Here is a 15,655-nt window from a genome sequence, read left to right on the forward strand (position 1 = left end):
CATCGCGCGGGCGGCGGACCGGTCGGCCTTACTTCGCCTTTTTCTTCTTTTCCTTCGGCGCCAGCATGGTGCCGCGGCATTGCGGGCTGCCGCAGCGGCACTCGAATTCCTTCTTCAGCTTGGCGGTATAGCGCGCGTCGATCACCAGGCCGTAGTCATAGAACAGCTCCTCGCCCTGGGCAATGTCGCGCAGCGCGTGGATAAAGACGCGGCCCTTCTTTTCGCGCGCCTCGCAGTTGGGCTCGCAGGCGTGGTTGATCCAGCGCGCGCGGTTGCCGCCGTACTTGGCGTCGATGACGCTGCCGTCGTCCAGGCTGAAGTAGAAGGTGTGGTTGGGATCGCTGGGATCGTGCGGATGGCGCTCCAGCGCCTTCTTCCACGAAATGTGCTCGCCCTTGTACTCGATCACGCGCTCGCCCTCGGCAATCGGGGCAATGGCATAGACGCCCTTGCCGTGCACGCCTGACTGGCGCACCTCGATCCGGTCGCTCGCCGTTTTCTTGCTGCCCTCGCCCGCTGCCTTGCGCTTTGCCTTGTCCGCCATTTGCCTGTCCGTGCTCTCGCCTGTTGTGCCTGGGTGGCCGGGGCCGGCCGCCCGGCGCGATCGGGGATGATACCGGGGCGGCCGCGACACGTATACGTGGCAACACTTTCCGGCGTGGCCGTCAGCCGCCCCGCTGTCGCCCGAACGGCGTATACGCCACCCCGGTATACGGCTCGCCTCGTTTACTTCACCTATGTGGATAACCCCGCCCCGACCTGTGGACAAGCACGCGGATTGGGTGTGGGCTGCCTGGGGCTGGCATGGGGATGCCTCGGGCATAAGTCGGAGGGCTCGGGCGCCGGCCTCATCCTTCGGGCGGAGTCATCCACCTCGGCCAACATTCGATGCGACCACTTCTCGTTTACGTAAACCCTTGAAGGCAAAGACGTTTACGTGGTTTTCCACAGCCGGCGCGGGTGTTTACCTACTACTACTATTTGTATACATGAAAGAAAAAGGTAAACCGAAAGAACGAGCCCCGGCCCGGGGCCTCGTCCGAAAGTCGAAAGGCGTAAACGGCAGGTTTGCGAGAGACTTTCTGATTTGCCCGTTCGGGCTGGACGTATACCGGCGAGGTATACCGGGGGAGAGGCTGGCGGCGCACGCGTATACGCGCCAGCTGCCAAATGCGGCGACAGGATTCCATGCACGTGCCGAATACTCCGGAGCCGTGCCCTGCGCACCGCTGCTTGAAACATGCACCATAGTGCAGATCAAGATCTGGCAACCCGTAGAGCCGCCACCAGTCGATTTGGCGCTGGAACCCCTGCCAGCCCCCATGAACGCCTTGTGACGCCGCCAGCGGCCCTGTGGTGGCCCGTGGCGAGGGTATACGGTGCCGGCCAGAGCACAGCCATCCTGCCCGCCGTAGCGCTGCCATTTGCCGTTTACGCCGGCATTTCGCTCTGGACTGCCCGCGCCCGGCTGCGTCGATTTGCCGCCAGCCCCGCGCTGGCGCGGCCTCGCGGAAACTGCCAGGTAACAATCTGTTCCCGGTGCGCCTTGTCCGACACGGTATCATGTGGCCCGCGGCGTCTTTGCCGGAGCGGTGCCAGCCTGGCCGCCCGGGACGGGACGCCTGTGTTTTATCAACTCGATACGGAGTGAAGCATGACGAAAACCGAACTGATCGACGCTATCGCAGCCGGGGTGGACGGTCTGACCAAGGCCAAGGCGGAACAGGCACTGAACGTGACCCTGTCGGCCATCATGGACGCAGTGGCCAAGGGCGACACGCTGAGCCTCATCGGCTTTGGCACGTTCAGCAAGGGCGAGCGTGGCGAGCGCATGGCGCGCAACCCGCGTACCGGTGAAGAAATCAAGGTCGAAGCCGCCAAGACCGTGAAGTTCAAGGCTGGCCAGAAGTTCAAGGACGCTGTCAACCAGTGATCCTGACGGGCTGCACTGCAGAGCCCGGCATTGCCTGACCCCGCCATGCCGCCGCCCCGGTGCCCGAGGGCGCAGGCGTGCGCCAGGCGGGGGACGTTATCCACAGTCGTGAACTGAATATCCTGCAGCATCCGCCGCATCGCCCGCCGCGCACCTGGGCGATGGCGCGCCAAGTCTTCCAACAGGCGTCCAGCCTTGGCCAGTACTCGCCAAGCCGGGCGCCGTGCCATGTGGGGCCAACATGTTTGCCCGTCCGCAGCGCCGCAGATCTCCACAGCGTTATGCACAACGCTTTCCACAGCGGATTCCACAGCGTTCTCCACAGCCGCGCGCCCCGCTGTGCCCCCCGCTGTGCCACACACTGCGCGCCGCCTGCGCGGCCGCGCTCCTGGCGCTGCTGAGCGCCTGCACCACGGTCATCGAGCCGGCCCGGCCACAGGCGCAGGCGCTGCCTGACAGCGAGCGGCCGGTGACGCGCCCGGGCGCCACGCCGCGCGAGCGCATCGTCGAGATCGCCACGCAGGAATGGGTCCGCTGGGGCAGCCAGGTGGTGCGGCTGGGCCGCGACGACACCTCTTGCGTGACCTACAGCCCGGTGCCGGCGCCGGAATTGCCGTCCGAGCTGCCGGCGTCGCCTGCCGACACCGCCGCGCCCGCCGTGGCCACCACCGATACCGAATCCAAGACCAACGGCAACCCGCCGCCCGCCCCGAGCTGCCTGTCTTTCCCGGACGGCACCGGCATGGAAGCCACGCCGCTGGGCTGCACGCTGGCGCGCCGCTACTGGGGCATCGTCGGCGAAGCGCCCGGCTGCAGCCAGGTCACGCAAGGCGCCTGGGCGTGGTCGGCGGTCTTTGTGTCATGGGTGCTGCGCAAGGCGGGCCTGGACGAGCGCCAGTTCCTGACCGGCCAGTCGCATTCGATGTACGTGGTCGACGCCCGCGACGGCATCCTGCCGCGCCCCGCCTTCCGCATCGAGCCGGTGCCGGCGATGCCCCGCCCGGGCGACATCATCTGCGCCGGCCGCGGGCGTGACCGCTATCTCGAGGACATCGCCGAGATCGGTTTCGGCACCACGCCGATGCATTGCGACATCGTGGTCGCGGTGGATCCGGCCGCGCGCGTGGTGCGTGCCATCGGCGGCAACGTGCAGCAATCGGTGTCGATGGAGGAGATCGAGCTGGGGGATTCGGGCCGGCTCGACGGCGTCACCAACTCGCACATGCCCTGGCTGCTGGTGATGCGCAACGAGCTGCAGTAGGCGATCTATCAATGCGATTTATCAGTAATCGTGATTTTTGATCCGCCTGATAATTCGCGTAAATAGCCCGCCTCAATCGAACAGCTCCAGCTGTGCGGTATCCCGGTCGCTAGTACCCACCCCCACCCCCAGCAGGCGCACCGGCAAACCGCGGCGCGCATGGCCTTCGGCCAGCAGCCGCGCATAGACGGTTCGATCCGGGGCGTAGCCGCGGCATTCCACCGTGGTCTGCCGGAAGTCCGAGAAACGCAGCTTTACCGTCAGCTTGTCGATGGTGTCGTGTGCCTGGGCGCGGGCGATGCGCGCCTCGAGCATCGCCACCAGCGGTTCTAGTTCCGCCAGGCAGGCCTGCAGGTCGGGCAGGTCGTCGGCGTAGGTCTCTTCGACGCTGATCGACTTGCGCTCGCGCTCGGGCGTGACCGCGCGCTCGTCGACGCCGCGGCACAGCTTGTACAGCCGCGCCCCGAACACGCCGAACTCGCGGTGCAGGCGGTCCGGCGACCATGGCCGCAGGTCGCCGCAGGTCTCGGCGCCCAGCCGGCGCAGCCTGGCCGCGGTGACCTTGCCCACGCCATGGATGCGCTCCACCGGCAGCGCGGCGACAAAGGCGTCGACCGCCGCCGGCCTGACCACGAACAGGCCGTCGGGCTTGTTCCAGTCGCTGGCGATCTTGGCGACGAACTTGCTGGGACCGACGCCCGCCGACACCGTGACCCCGACTTCTTCGCGCACGCGCTGGCGGATCTCTTCGGCGATGCGGGTGGCGCTGCCGGCATGGCGCGTGCACAGGCTGACGTCGAGGTAGGCCTCGTCCAGCGACAGCGGCTCGACCAGCGCGGTGTATTCGCGGTAGATCGCGAAGATGCGGCGCGAGACCTCACGGTACTTGTCCATCGCGGGCGGCACGATCAGCAGCTCGGGGCAGCGCCTGAGCGCCTGCGCCGACGCCATCGCCGAGCGCACGCCGTAGGCGCGCGCCTCGTAATTGCAGGTCGCGATCACCCCGCGCCGGTCAGGCGAGCCGCCCACGGCCATCGGCCGGCCGCGCAGCGACGGGTCGTCGCGCATTTCGACCGAGGCGTAGAAGCAGTCGCAGTCGCAATGGATGATCTTGCGCTGGACCGCGGGGCTGGCGTCAGGCGGGGCGGACATGGGGCCGGGCTTTGGGGTCGGCTAGGCGGTTTTTATCCGTTTGATGAATGATCGATACGGATTTTCAGCTCGTCTCATTGATAGCCTGGATGCCTGGCGGCTTCTGCCGCGTACTCATCCACAACCCTTCGGCCGCATACAAGGCCAGCGACAGCCAGATCAGCGCATAGCCCACCTGCTTCTGCGCCGGAAACGGCTCGTGCCACAGCCATACGCCCAGCAGCAGCTGCAGCGTAGGGCCGGTGTACTGCAGCAGGCCCAGCAGCGACAGCGGGATGCGCCGCGCGCCGGCGGCAAAGAACAGCAGCGGCACCGCCGTCACCGGCCCGGCCAGCAGCAGCAGCCACTGCGTACCCGGCGCTGCGTGGGTGAAGCTGTCCTGGCCGGTGGCGAACAGCCAGGCCAGCGCCGCGGCGGCCAGCGGGAACAGCAGCAGCGTTTCCAGCGACAGCCCTTCCAGCGCGCCCAGCGCACCGGTCTTGCGCAGCAGCCCGTAGCCGCCAAAGCTGGCGGCCAGGCCCAGCGCAATCCACGGCAGCTGCCCCGCCGCCACCGTCAGCCAGGCCACGCCCGCAGCGGCCACCGCGATCGACAGCCATTGCACCCGGCGCAGGCGCTCATGCAGGAACACCACGCCCAGCAGCACGCTGAACAGCGGGTTGATGAAATAACCCAGGCTGGCATCGACCACGCGGTTGGCCGACACCGCCCAGATATAGAGGAACCAGTTCGCGCACAGCAGCGCCGCGCTGGCGGCAAACGACAGCAACAGGCGCCGGTCCCGCGCCACCTGGGCGAGCCACGCCCACTGGCGGCGCCAGGCCAGGATCAGCCCCAGGAAGACCAGCGACCACACCATCCGGTGCAGCAGGATCTCCACCGGCGCGATGCCGGGGAGCGACTTGATGTAGAGCGGGAGCAGCCCCCAGATGATGTACGCCAGCAGGGCGTAGAGAATGCCGAGTTGCATAGGGTTTTCCGGTAGATGCCGGCGATTCTACCGGGGCCGCGCCATCCCCGCCGGCGCGCGCCGCGAGCGGCCGCGAAACAAAAAACCCCATGCTCCCGGAGGACCATGGGGTTTGCAGCGGACCCGGTTGCCCGGGCGCCACGCGGCTTACAGCTTGCGCGCGAAGCTGAACTGGGCGTAGCCCTGCTCGGCCACGTTGAACCAGGCCGCCTGGTTGTTGCGGAACACGCGCCAGTCGTCGTAGATCTTCTTGAACGACGGGTTCTTCGCGGTTTCGTCGGCGTAGGACTCCTGGGTCGCCTTGAAGCACGCCTCCATGATCTCCTTGGAGAACGGACGCAGCTTGACGCCGTTTTCCAGCAGTCGCGCCAGCGCCTGCGGGTTGACCGTGTCGTACTTGGCCATCATGTTGGTGTGCGCCTCGATGGTGGCGGTTTCCAGTGCGCGCTTGTACAGCGCCGGCAGCTTCTCGAACTCGCTGGCCGAGGCGTAGAACGACAGCTGCGCGCTGCCTTCCCACCAGCCCGGGTAGTAGTAGAACGGGGCCACCTTGTAGAAGCCGAGCTTCTCGTCATCGTACGGGCCCACCCACTCGGCCGCGTCGATGGTGCCTTTTTCCAGCGCGGGGTAGATGTCGCCGCCGGCAATCTGCTGCGGCACCACGCCCAGGCGCGACAGCACCACGCCGGCAAACCCGGCGATGCGGTACTTCAGGCCCTGCAGGTCGGCCACGGTCTTGATTTCCTTGCGGAACCAGCCGCCCATCTGCGCATTGGTGTTGCCGCCCAGGAAGTTGACGACGTTGTATTCCTTGAAGAACTCGCGCATCAGCTTCATGCCGTTGCCCTGCAGCATCCAGGCGTTCTGCTGGCGCGCGGTCAGGCCGAACGGCACGGTGGTGTCGAAGCACAGCGTCGGGTTCTTGCCGAAGTAGTAGTAGCCGGCGGTGTGGCCGATCTGCACGGTGTTGTTCTGCACCGCGTCCAGCACCTGCAGGCCCGGCACGATTTCACCGGCGGCGAAGACCTTGATATTGAACTTGCCGTCGGTCAGTTCGCGCACGCGGGCCGACAGCGTCTCGGCGCCGCCGAAGATGGTGTCGAGCGACTTGGGGAAGCTCGAGGCCAGGCGCCATTCCACGGCGGGATTGCTGCCCACCACGGCCGGCGCTGCCGGGCCGCTGGCGGCGGCAGGCGCTGCCTTCTCTTCACCCTTGCCGCACGCGGCCAGTGCCCCGGTGGCAGCCACGGCCGACGCTTTCAACAGAAAGGAACGACGTTCCATCTCCACTTCTCCTCTTATAGATATTGATTCGGATGCGGGCGCACGCCTTGCATGAGGCCGCGCGCCGGACCGTGACGCACCGGCCACCGGGGTACGGCGGCCTGCGCAGCGCTGTGCCTGTGGCGAACGGGCACGGCGGCGTGCCCTGCAGGGCCGGCGCTGCAACCGCGCGCACGGCCGAGGGCTGTCTTACCCGAAAGACAAGCCAGCCGATTATAGCGGTGGCCCTTTCGGCACGGGGCCCCGCGCAAGTGCGGGTTTTCGCTAGTCGATTGCGTCATTTCGGCTGTTTTTCGCAATGTGAGACGCCGCACGGTGTGATGGATTTTGTAACCCGGCTTGCGGTCAAATGGTTCCGGCTGATAAAAAACAGTCCCGCTCCGCAGCCCTGCCTGCCGGATATGGCTGTTGCCGCTGGATTGCCGTACCCGCTGCCGTACCCCTTTGCGTACCCCTTTGCCGTACCAATTGCCTGCCTGCTCTCGTCGATTCCCCGTGATGCCGCCCGGCTCCCGCGCTTGCGCAGGCCGCCGCGTGCCGCTGCGCCGCCTCGGCTTCGCCGTGCTGGCCGCCTGGGGGCTGGCGGCGTGCGCGCAGACCGGGGATCCGGCGGCGGGCGCTGCGGACCCGGCCAACGCCTTGCAGCCGCCGCGCATCGCGCTGCGGCCGCCGGTGCCGGCAACGGTCACTGCGGCCGTGGTGGCGCCATCCCTGCCGGCGGTGGCGGCGAATGTTGAAACGGCATCGCCGCCGCCGGCCCCCGCCGATGACCCGCTCGCCGCGCTGATCGCCGGCGATGCGGCGCCCGCCGCAAGCGTCACCGTACCCGCGCCAGCGGACACCAGCGTCGCCGCAACCCAGCCGCCGGCCGACCCTGACTTCGTCGGTCCGCCCGAACCACCGGCCCCGCCGCCGCCGCCGCTGGTGCTGTTCCCGCCCAGGCTGGGCGAGTTCCAGGCCGAGGCACCCGCCGCCCCGGCCCAGGGCGCCGCCGCGGATGCCGGCACCCCGTCGGACGCACCGCCGGTCCTGCATTCCCAGTTGCCCGCCGATGATCCGGCGGTCGACTCCGTGTGGCGCCTGAGCTACAGCGGCCGCGCCGCGGTCGAGGATCGCCCGTCCACCATGCGTGCCTGCCCGGGCGGGGCGCTGTCCACCGGCATCGGCAGCGGGCTGGCCTGCCGCAGCACGGGCGAGGTCAAGATCCGCGAGTCGGTGCTGGACCTCGACGGCGGCGCGCAGGTGATGCTGATCGCGCAGGCGCGCGGCACGGACGCCACCACCGTCAATGGCCGCCCGGCGGCGATCGACCCCTATGCCCTGGTGCCGCAGTTCTATACCGCCGTCAGCGGCCTGGCGGTGCTCGACGGCGCCACCATGTGGGCCGGCCGGCGCGACAACGCGCCATTCCTGATGTCCTCCGGCCTGCTGCCGCCGAATTCCACGGCGATGCGCTTTGGCGTGGACAACGCCAGGGTGATCGGCGATATCGGCCTGAACTACCAGTACACCGCGCGCGCCGACCAGAACGGCCAGAACCTGCCCAGCTACCACTCGCTGCGCACCGCACCGATCCCCACCAATGAACAGGGTTCGGTCCAGCTTGGCTTCACGCGCGTGGAAGCCCAGCCGCTGGTGGAGGACCCGGGCGGGGCGTGGTGGGCTTCGGCGCTGCACGAGCAGAAAGGCGTGCTGTTCGGCACCAACCGGCTGGGGGTGCAGTTCGGTTCGGGATCGCGCAACGCCATGACCGGCTATACCGGCATGGGACCGTCGCTGTCGCGCACGCGCGTGGCCGACTCGATCGAATGGAAGAGCCGCTGGGGGCTGAGCGGCGCGGTGGAGCAAAGCCTGCAGTTCGACCGTTCGCCGGTCGGCACGCTGCAGTGGACCACCACGCGCCTGCGTCCGGCGTACGTCGCCAGCAGCCAGTTCCGGCTGAACTTCGAGGTGTCGCACGACCAGATCTCGTCCGGCTTCGGCGTCAGCGGCCAGCGCACCGCGCTGACCGTGGCGCCTACGCTGACGCTGGGCAAGTCCGCCGGCAATGCCAACCTGCGCGCCTTCTACACCTACAGCCGTGCCAGCGATGTCGACGGCATCGGCTACACCGCGCCGGCCGACGCCTGGGCCTCGCAGCCGAGCGGGTCGATCTTCGGCGTGCAGCTCAATCGGCGCTGGTAGTTGCAGCGGTAGTTGCGGCGGAAGTTGCGCCGGAAGTTGCGCCGGTCAGGGGACTGGCCGGCGCAAGTGCCACGGCGGCGGGTTTGCGAAACAGCCAGTGGAACACCAGCGTGGCCGCCAGCCCGCCGCCGATCTGTGCCAGCACGAAGCCCGGCACGTCCTGCGGCCGGATCCCGGTGAAGGTATCGGTCAGCGCGCAGGCCACGGTCAGCGCGGGATTGGCGAACGACGTCGACGACGTGAACCAGTACCCCGCGGTGATGTAGCCCGCCACCACGAACGGCACCAGTTGCGGCCGGCTGCGCAGTGTGCCGATGCCCACGCCGACCAGGCCGAAGGTGGCGACGAACTCGCTCCACCACATCGACGCGCCGGTGCGGCTCTGCGCCGACCACGCCAGGGCCGGCTCGCCGAACATGGCATGCGCCGCCAGCACGCCGCAGACGCCGCCCGCCAGCTGCACCAGCACATAGCGCAGCGCATCGCGCGGCGCCAGCGTGCCCTGCACCAGCGCCGACAGGCTCACCACCGGATTGAAATGCCCGCCCGAGACCGGCCCCAGCGACACCAGCAAGGCCACCAGCCCGGCGCCGGTGGCGAGCGCATTCGCCAGCAGCGCGAGCGCGGTATCGCCGGCGGCGAGGCGCTCGGCACGAATGCCGGAGCCAACCACGATTGCCACCAGCAGCGCGGTGCCGAGCCCTTCCGCCACCAGGCGGCGCGCCAGCGTACTCATCGCTGCGCTGCGCCGGCGCAGCGGCGCGAAGCATGGGCGGCAAGGCATGCCCGTGGACCAGTGCCAGGGAGTGCGGCGGAAACGATGGGGAAAGCGTGCAGCAACAAGATGGACAACGTCGCCTGAGACGACGCCTCGAACGGTGGCAGGTCGTTGCCACGAGCGTGGCAACGCCGCGGCGCAGCGGCTGCGCGCGGTCGCGACAGTGTTCCGCCGCGGCCCCGGCGCGTCAATGCGCGCGGGCGTTGTTGTGTGCTGACGCCGGGTTTCGAATCGCGCCGTTGCGGGCAATGCAGCGCCCTTCAGCGCCATTCAGCGCCCTTCAGCGCAACAGGAACGCAATATCCTCGACCACGATATTCGCCACCGGGATACCCTTGCGGCGCTGGAACAGGATGTGCTGCTGCACGCGGCTGCGCTGCTCGGCAAATACGGCGGGATCGATCGGGGTGCCCATGCGCATGTAGTGCTGCACCAGCAGCTTGTAGGCGCGATGGCGCACCTGCATGGCTTCGGTTTCGGCGCGCAGGCGCTTGATCTCGGCCGGGCTGCGGTCGATGGCCTGGTGCAGTTCTTCCACCGTGCGCGCGTGCAGCTCGCGGTAGACGTCGCGCTCGGCTTCCATCTGGTGCAGCTCGTCGCGCAGCGCGCGGATCTTGTTCTGCAGCTTCAGGGTCTGCGACACCGCCTGCTGCATCCGCCCTGCTGCGCCCAGCGCCTGGCTGGCCGCGGCCATGGTGCTCTTCCACAAGCCGCGCTCGCTGGCCGCGCCCTGCGGTGGCCAGCGCTTGTCCGTCCCGATCAATGTGTCCATCCAACCCCCCGGTAAGAAGTATCGGCCCGGGCCGGGTATCTGCATTATCGGAGCGGCTTGGCCGGCCTGGCCCGCGCCGCCTGGCGGCGGTGCGTCAGGGCATCGTAGAGAGACATGGATCGGCTGCCAAGTAGAAGATTTTTACTTCTGGATTGGGTGTTGCGCGCCGTGCAACACGACGGTCGCGTGCCGTCAGCGGCTGGGCAGCATGCGATGAGACTTGGCATAGGCGCGCAGCACATCGTTGATGCGCGTCTGCCAGCCATCACCGGTGGCCTTGAAGGCTTCGACCACATCGCGATCGCAACGCATGTTCAGCGTGACCTTGCGCTGGCCCTCCGGCAATGCAGGGCGGCCGCGCGGCCGCAACAGCGCCTGCGCCGCCTTGTCGCCGACCAGCCGGGGCAGTACTTCGCGCGCCGGCCGCATGCGCGCGAGCTCGGCATCGGTCAGCGGCGGGTTGTCGCGATCGGCCTGCGCTGCGCGCGTCAGTGCCTTGTCTTCGGCGTCAGTCGGGATATGAACCTTGCGTTTCGTAGACATACTTCAATACCTCGCGGCGGTTGGCTTTGCGCAGGCTGATGACGCGCATCGTCTCGCCTCGCATCGTGTAGACCATCACAAACACACGGTTGCCGATCGGCCCGGTAGCGATCACCCGCCCTTCACCATATGCAAACCGCAGATCGTCCCGGATCAGCGCCCCTTCCATCTCGAACGCTTCGGCCAATGCGAGCGATACGCCATGCTTGATCTGGTTGGCCAGGTCCTTGACCGGATCGAACACAAGCAGCATCGATTTATTGTATAGACGTTAAATTGAACGGGCAAGGGATTTTTGCCAATACAGTAATTCCCCGGCTACGGCAGGCGAGGTCTTCCTGCCGGCGACGAGAGCGTCAAGATGTGCGGGCACGCGCAAGGCAACCTTGACCTTGGACAGGCGTGTCGAGCAGTTCGGAGGAATGCGACGTGAGTGGGACGCAAATGTGTCGCGGCCCGGGAGGGGAAGGCATGGCCGGCACGCAAAACTGGCGCCCAATGCAAAAAGCCCGGCTGCAAGAGCCGGGCTTTTTGTGTTCTGGTGGCCTGGGACGGAATCGAACCGCCGACACAAGGATTTTCAATCCTCTGCTCTACCGACTGAGCTACCGGGCCAAAGAAGCGAAACTATAACTGGACTTTTTGGGCCAGTCAAGCGTCATCTAGGGCACTGCTTCAGTGTTCGGCCGGCTCCGGCTTGTTGCGGCCCAGTTCGACGCCGAGCTGCTTGAGCTTGCGGTACAGGTGGGTACGCTCCAGCCCGGTTTTCTCTGCCACGCGGGTCATGCTGCCGTGTTCGCGCAGCAGGTGGTACTCGAAATAGGCGCGCTCGAACAGGTCGCGCGCTTCGCGCAGCGGCATGTCGAACGAGAACTGCATCTCGGCCTCGGGCACGCGCGCCGGGCTGCCATTGGGGGCGGCATCGGCGGTGGCTTCGGGCGCGGCGGTGGTGGTGCCGGGTTCGGCCGAGGGCGCGGTGGCTGCGGCGGGTGCGGCAGCGGCGCTGCTGCGCGGGCGTTCGATGCCGTGCGCGAGGCCCTGCTCCACCGCGGACAGCAGCTTTTGCAGCGCGATCGGCTTTTCCAGGAAATTGAGCGCGCCGATCTTGGTAGCCTCGACCGCGGTGTCGATGGTGGCGTGGCCCGACATCATGATCACGGGCATGGTCAGCTGTCCCTGCGCGGACCACTCCTTGAGCAGCGTCACGCCATCGGTATCGGGCATCCAGATATCGAGCAGCACGAGATCGGGCGTGCCCGCCGCACGGTAATCGCGCGCCTGTTGCGCGTTTTCCGCGAGTTCGACCACATGGCCTTCGTCGCTGAGGATCTCCGAGAGCAGCTCCCGGATTCCCATTTCGTCATCGACTACGAGGATGGTTGCCATACTTCCCCTCTTAACCCCACCGCAGCGTTCCGGGACCGGACGCCAATGTTGACTATGCCAGTTTAACGAACAGGATCGAGATCTGCGCACCGACGATCTCGGCACCTTCCATGCGATTGCGCAGTTCGATGCGCGCGCCGTGTTCGTCAATGATCTTCTTTACCATCGCGAGCCCGAGACCCGTGCCCTTGGCTTTCGTGGTCACATAAGGCTCGAACGCACGGCTCAGGATGCGTGGTGCAAAACCGGGACCATTGTCCGCAATGGTGAGCTTGACGGCCTGCCGGTTCTCGCCGGCAGAATCTTTGTATTCTACAGTCTCGGTGTGCAGAGTGATATGGGGCGCGGCCCTACCGGCCGCGACGTTCTCCGCGGCCGCGTCCTGCGCGTTCTGCAGCAGGTTGTGGATGACCTGGCGCAGCTGCGTGGGATCGCCCTTGATCTCGGGCAGCGCGCTGCCCAGCGTCGGATGGATCACCGGGTGCTCGTGCACCGCCGGATCGTCGATGCCATACAGATGCAGCACCTCGGACACCAGGCTGTTGAGCTGCAGCGACTGCAGCACCGCGGGGGGCGTGCGCGCGTAGTCGCGGAAATCATCGACCATGCGCTTCATCGCGGCCACCTGGTTGACGATGGTGGCGGCGCCACGCTTTAGCACATCGGCATCGGTGCCCTCGAGCTTGGGCGAGAGCTTCATCTGCAGGCGCTCGGCCGAGAGCTGGATCGGCGTGAGCGGGTTCTTGATCTCGTGCGCCAGGCGCCGTGCCACCTCGCCCCACGCCACCGAGCGTTGAGCGGAAATCACATCGGAAATATCGTCGAACACGATCACATAGCCGGGCTCGTCACGCTCGCCGCCGGGCAGGCGCGCGCCGCGCACCAGCAGCGTCAGCGGCTGCTCCTCGCCCTGCGGCAGTTCGATCTGCTTCTGCCAGTGCTCGGCGCCGCCCAGCACCTCGCTGGTGTTCTGGTCCGAGAAGGCCTGGCGCACGATCTCGCCGAACGGCCCCATGCCGGGGATCTGTTCCATCGGCAGGCCCATCACCGCGCCGAACGGCTGGCGGAAGATGCGCTCGGCGCCGGGGTTGGCGGTGATCAGCACGAAGCGGCGGTCGAATACCAGCACGCCCGCGGTTAGGTTCTGCAGCACGCTTTCGAGGTAGGCCTTCGACTGCTCCAGCGCGGCGCGGTTTTCTTCCACCGCCAGCCGCGCCTCGGCCAGCTGGCGCGTCATCTGGTTGAACTGCTGCGTGAGCATGCCCAGTTCGTCGCGGCTCTTCAGCTCGCGCTTGGGCGACAGATCGCCCTCGGCCACTTCCTTGGTCCCCTGCAGCAGCATCAGCAGCGGCCGCGCCAGCTGGCCCCCGAGCAACAGCGCCAGCATCACGGCGATAAACACCGCCAGGAACAGCGTCAGCGTCAGCGTGCCGATATACATCTTGCGCAGGCCGGTGCGGCCCAGCGCCTTCTCCTGGTACTCCTGGTAGGCGCGCTGGACCTCGTCGGCATTGCGCGCGAGCACGGCCGGCACCGGGTGCAGCACCTGCAGGTAGCGTTCTTCGCGCACGGTCTCGCCGACCAGGCCGAAACCGCTCGACGGCGAGTCCTCCGGGCTGCGTTCCACCGACAGGCCGGAACCGGCCCAGCGCGGCGATCGGGCCAGTGCGCGCGGGGCGCTGGCTGCGCTGACCGAATCCTGTGCCGGCCCGGGCGCCGCGCCCAGCGGGATGATTACGCGCAAGCGGTACAGGTGGCTGCTGTCGATGCGCTCGGGCGCCTGGCCGACGTCGCTCGACGGATCGGTGCCGCCTTCCACCGCGGCATAGCCGCCGGCCAGCCGCGCCTGTTCCGCGAGCACGCCGGAAGGCAGGTCCGGCACCAGCGAGGCATAGTTGCTGGAAGCCGACGCCAGCACGCGGCCGCTGCCGGTAAAGATGGCGGCTTCCTGCACGCCGTACTGCTCGCGCAGCCGGTTCAGCTGCAATGAGGTGGCCACGCCGGAAGCCCCGGCCAGCTGCTCGGACATCAGGCGTGCCTTGACCTGCAGGTCGGCCAGCGAGCTGTCGATGGTGGAGCGCCCCAGGTTCAGTCCGGCCTCGAGCGCGGTTTCCACGCGCACGTCGAACCAGGACTCGATGCTGCGCGAGACAAACTGCAGCGACACCAGGTAGATCAGCACGCCAGGCAGCACGCCCACCACGCCGAAGAACACCGCCAGCTTGGTCATCAGCCGCGTGCCGAACTTGCCGCGGCGATAGCGCAGCCACAACGTGACCGCGAGCGCGCCCACGGTCAGCACCAGCAGCGCGCCGATCACCAGGTTCACCTTGAACAGCAGCGTGAAATAGCGATCGAAGAATTCGGTGTTGGCCGAGGCGCCGGCGAGCAGGCCCACCAGAACCAGTGCCAGGAACACGATGACGCCGGCCACGACGCGGTACAGCACGCGCCGGAACCGGCTGTCCCACAACGGGTTGCTCATGGCTGGCCCGGAGCCGGCTGCGCCAGCATCGCCGGCGACAACGCGTACGACACGGCTTGCAGGTACAGGCCGCGCCCTTCCATCGGACCGCGCTCATTGGCCGCAGCCGGCGCCGAGGCCGCGGCCGGGGCAGGCATGGCGGGTGAAGCCGGCAACGCAGGCAATGCCGGTGGCACGGCCGGCGGCGCGGCCGGCGGCTGCGGCGGCTGCGGGGGCTGCGGCGGTGGCGCGGGCGGCGCGCTCAGGTCGGTCGGCACGGTGTAGTTGAAACGCCGCCAGTCGGACGCCAGGTTCCAGTCGCGCGTGTTGACGGCGTTGATCTGGAACGGCTTGGGCAACTGCGACAGGTCCAGCCGCATGCGCACTTCGGCGCTGTAGGTTTCGCCGGGCTTGACCGCGTTGCGCTCGAACACGCGCCAGCCGCGCACGCGCTGGATAAACTGCAGCGCGCTCTTCAGGCGCGTGAACGGCAGCTGCAAACCGCCGGTGGAGATGCGGTACTGGCGCGTCAGCGGCTGGTATGACAGGCGCACGCTGCGGGTGGTGTTGACCGGCTTGTCGTCGAACCAGTACCAGCGTGAGCGCGAGAGCTGGAAGTCGACCGCGAAATAGAGCGAGATGCCCTTGTGCAGCGCGTCTTCCAGCGCGGGCGGCAGGTCGAAGTCAAAGCTGGCGGCAAGCTCGAAGCCGCCGTCCTGGTATTCGATGCGGGCTTCGGTGGCCTCGATGACCTGCGCCTGCGCGGCGCGGGGCAGCCACAGGGTGGCAGCCAACGCCAGCGCCAGCGCCAGTGCCCAGCGCGCCAGCCGGCCGAGCGGCTCGGGCACGGAGGCTACGCCGGTGCCGGCGCGGCGGTCCACATCAACGCGAAAGCCTGACAGGCGCGGCGTGCTCGGCATCGGATCAG

14 protein-coding genes and 1 tRNA gene are annotated in these 15,655 nt (G+C 67.7%); 3 read left to right on the forward strand and 12 right to left on the reverse strand.

The genetic code is table 11. From position 1 onward, the window contains the following. Positions 1–28 precede the first annotated feature (28 nt). A complete protein-coding gene (locus tag CBM2594_RS00845; RefSeq protein ID WP_012354323.1) occupies positions 29–544 on the reverse strand; it encodes an SET domain-containing protein in 516 nt (171 codons plus the stop codon). Positions 545–1,654: 1,110 nt separating this feature from the next. Between CBM2594_RS00845 and CBM2594_RS00850 the strand changes: the two genes are divergently transcribed. After that, positions 1,655–1,933, forward strand: a complete 279-nt coding sequence (locus CBM2594_RS00850; protein WP_012354324.1) for an HU family DNA-binding protein — start codon at positions 1,655–1,657, stop codon at positions 1,931–1,933. Positions 1,934–2,174: 241 nt separating this feature from the next. After that, a complete protein-coding gene (locus CBM2594_RS00855) occupies positions 2,175–3,194 on the forward strand; it encodes a DUF2272 domain-containing protein (protein ID WP_116355176.1) in 1,020 nt (339 codons plus the stop codon). Between the two features lie 72 nt (positions 3,195–3,266). Here CBM2594_RS00855 and dinB read toward each other — a convergent pair whose 3' ends face one another. From dinB to CBM2594_RS00870, 3 genes are all read right to left on the reverse strand, one after another. After that, positions 3,267–4,346, reverse strand: coding sequence for a DNA polymerase IV (dinB, locus tag CBM2594_RS00860; protein WP_116355177.1), 1,080 nt, complete (start codon positions 4,344–4,346; stop codon positions 3,267–3,269). Between the two features lie 64 nt (positions 4,347–4,410). Continuing rightward, positions 4,411–5,316: an EamA family transporter RarD gene (rarD, locus tag CBM2594_RS00865; RefSeq protein WP_116355178.1), complete on the reverse strand. Its 906-nt coding sequence runs from the start codon at positions 5,314–5,316 to the stop codon at positions 4,411–4,413. A 147-nt stretch (positions 5,317–5,463) separates the two neighbouring features. Further along, entirely contained in the window at positions 5,464–6,600 is a 1,137-nt protein-coding gene (locus tag CBM2594_RS00870) for a TRAP transporter substrate-binding protein (RefSeq protein WP_116355179.1), read from the reverse strand. A 498-nt stretch (positions 6,601–7,098) separates the two neighbouring features. Here CBM2594_RS00870 and CBM2594_RS00875 point away from each other — a divergent pair, with 498 nt between their 5' ends. Next, entirely contained in the window at positions 7,099–8,784 is a 1,686-nt protein-coding gene (locus CBM2594_RS00875; protein WP_116355180.1) for a carbohydrate porin, read from the forward strand. Here the strand turns inward: CBM2594_RS00875 and CBM2594_RS00880 are convergent. The 8 genes from CBM2594_RS00880 to CBM2594_RS00915 all read right to left on the reverse strand — a co-directional run bounded on the left by CBM2594_RS00880 (position 8,768) and on the right by CBM2594_RS00915 (position 15,647). Continuing rightward, positions 8,768–9,520 carry an aquaporin gene (locus CBM2594_RS00880; protein ID WP_116355181.1) on the reverse strand — a complete coding sequence of 251 codons (753 nt, stop codon included), beginning with the start codon at positions 9,518–9,520 and terminating at the stop codon, positions 8,768–8,770. The two genes, CBM2594_RS00875 and CBM2594_RS00880, sit on opposite strands and share 17 nt — an antisense overlap. Before the next feature lie 322 nt (positions 9,521–9,842). Beyond that, entirely contained in the window at positions 9,843–10,334 is a 492-nt protein-coding gene (locus CBM2594_RS00885; protein ID WP_116355182.1) for a hypothetical protein, read from the reverse strand. A 192-nt stretch (positions 10,335–10,526) separates the two neighbouring features. After that, positions 10,527–10,877, reverse strand: a complete 351-nt coding sequence (locus CBM2594_RS00890) for a BrnA antitoxin family protein (RefSeq protein WP_116355183.1) — start codon at positions 10,875–10,877, stop codon at positions 10,527–10,529. Then, entirely contained in the window at positions 10,843–11,130 is a 288-nt protein-coding gene (locus CBM2594_RS00895) for a BrnT family toxin (protein ID WP_116355184.1), read from the reverse strand. Before CBM2594_RS00895 ends, CBM2594_RS00890 begins: the two co-directional genes overlap by 35 nt. Positions 11,131–11,416: 286 nt before the next feature. Continuing rightward, positions 11,417–11,492, reverse strand: a tRNA-Phe gene (locus tag CBM2594_RS00900). Positions 11,493–11,552: 60 nt separating this feature from the next. Continuing rightward, complete coding sequence (locus tag CBM2594_RS00905) at positions 11,553–12,263, reverse strand: response regulator (RefSeq protein ID WP_116355185.1); 711 nt, start codon at positions 12,261–12,263, stop codon at positions 11,553–11,555. A 52-nt stretch (positions 12,264–12,315) separates the two neighbouring features. Beyond that, positions 12,316–14,748 carry a sensor histidine kinase gene (locus CBM2594_RS00910; protein ID WP_116355186.1) on the reverse strand — a complete coding sequence of 811 codons (2,433 nt, stop codon included), beginning with the start codon at positions 14,746–14,748 and terminating at the stop codon, positions 12,316–12,318. Then, positions 14,745–15,647, reverse strand: coding sequence for a DUF4390 domain-containing protein (locus tag CBM2594_RS00915; protein ID WP_116355187.1), 903 nt, complete (start codon positions 15,645–15,647; stop codon positions 14,745–14,747). The genes CBM2594_RS00910 and CBM2594_RS00915 overlap by 4 nt, the downstream gene beginning before the upstream one ends. Positions 15,648–15,655 lie beyond the last annotated feature (8 nt).

Origin of the sequence: Cupriavidus taiwanensis, from assembly GCF_900249755.1 — a bacterium.
Taxonomy (GTDB): Bacteria; Pseudomonadota; Gammaproteobacteria; order Burkholderiales; family Burkholderiaceae; genus Cupriavidus; species Cupriavidus taiwanensis_D.

Bases quoted from the DNA above. Each gene is read 5' to 3' on its own strand.
- CBM2594_RS00845 (WP_012354323.1), bottom strand. From the start codon at position 544: ATGGCGGACAAGGCAAAGCGCAAGGCAGCGGGCGAGGGCAGCAAGAAA.
- CBM2594_RS00850 (WP_012354324.1), top strand. From the start codon at position 1,655: ATGACGAAAACCGAACTGATCGACGCTATCGCAGCCGGGGTGGACGGT.
- CBM2594_RS00855 (WP_116355176.1), top strand. From the start codon at position 2,175: ATGTTTGCCCGTCCGCAGCGCCGCAGATCTCCACAGCGTTATGCACAA.
- dinB (WP_116355177.1), bottom strand. From the start codon at position 4,346: ATGTCCGCCCCGCCTGACGCCAGCCCCGCGGTCCAGCGCAAGATCATC.
- rarD (WP_116355178.1), bottom strand. From the start codon at position 5,316: ATGCAACTCGGCATTCTCTACGCCCTGCTGGCGTACATCATCTGGGGG.
- CBM2594_RS00870 (WP_116355179.1), bottom strand. From the start codon at position 6,600: ATGGAACGTCGTTCCTTTCTGTTGAAAGCGTCGGCCGTGGCTGCCACC.
- CBM2594_RS00875 (WP_116355180.1), top strand. From the start codon at position 7,099: ATGCCGCCCGGCTCCCGCGCTTGCGCAGGCCGCCGCGTGCCGCTGCGC.
- CBM2594_RS00880 (WP_116355181.1), bottom strand. From the start codon at position 9,520: ATGAGTACGCTGGCGCGCCGCCTGGTGGCGGAAGGGCTCGGCACCGCG.
- CBM2594_RS00885 (WP_116355182.1), bottom strand. From the start codon at position 10,334: ATGGACACATTGATCGGGACGGACAAGCGCTGGCCACCGCAGGGCGCG.
- CBM2594_RS00890 (WP_116355183.1), bottom strand. From the start codon at position 10,877: ATGTCTACGAAACGCAAGGTTCATATCCCGACTGACGCCGAAGACAAG.
- CBM2594_RS00895 (WP_116355184.1), bottom strand. From the start codon at position 11,130: ATGCTGCTTGTGTTCGATCCGGTCAAGGACCTGGCCAACCAGATCAAG.
- CBM2594_RS00905 (WP_116355185.1), bottom strand. From the start codon at position 12,263: ATGGCAACCATCCTCGTAGTCGATGACGAAATGGGAATCCGGGAGCTG.
- CBM2594_RS00910 (WP_116355186.1), bottom strand. From the start codon at position 14,748: ATGAGCAACCCGTTGTGGGACAGCCGGTTCCGGCGCGTGCTGTACCGC.
- CBM2594_RS00915 (WP_116355187.1), bottom strand. From the start codon at position 15,647: ATGCCGAGCACGCCGCGCCTGTCAGGCTTTCGCGTTGATGTGGACCGC.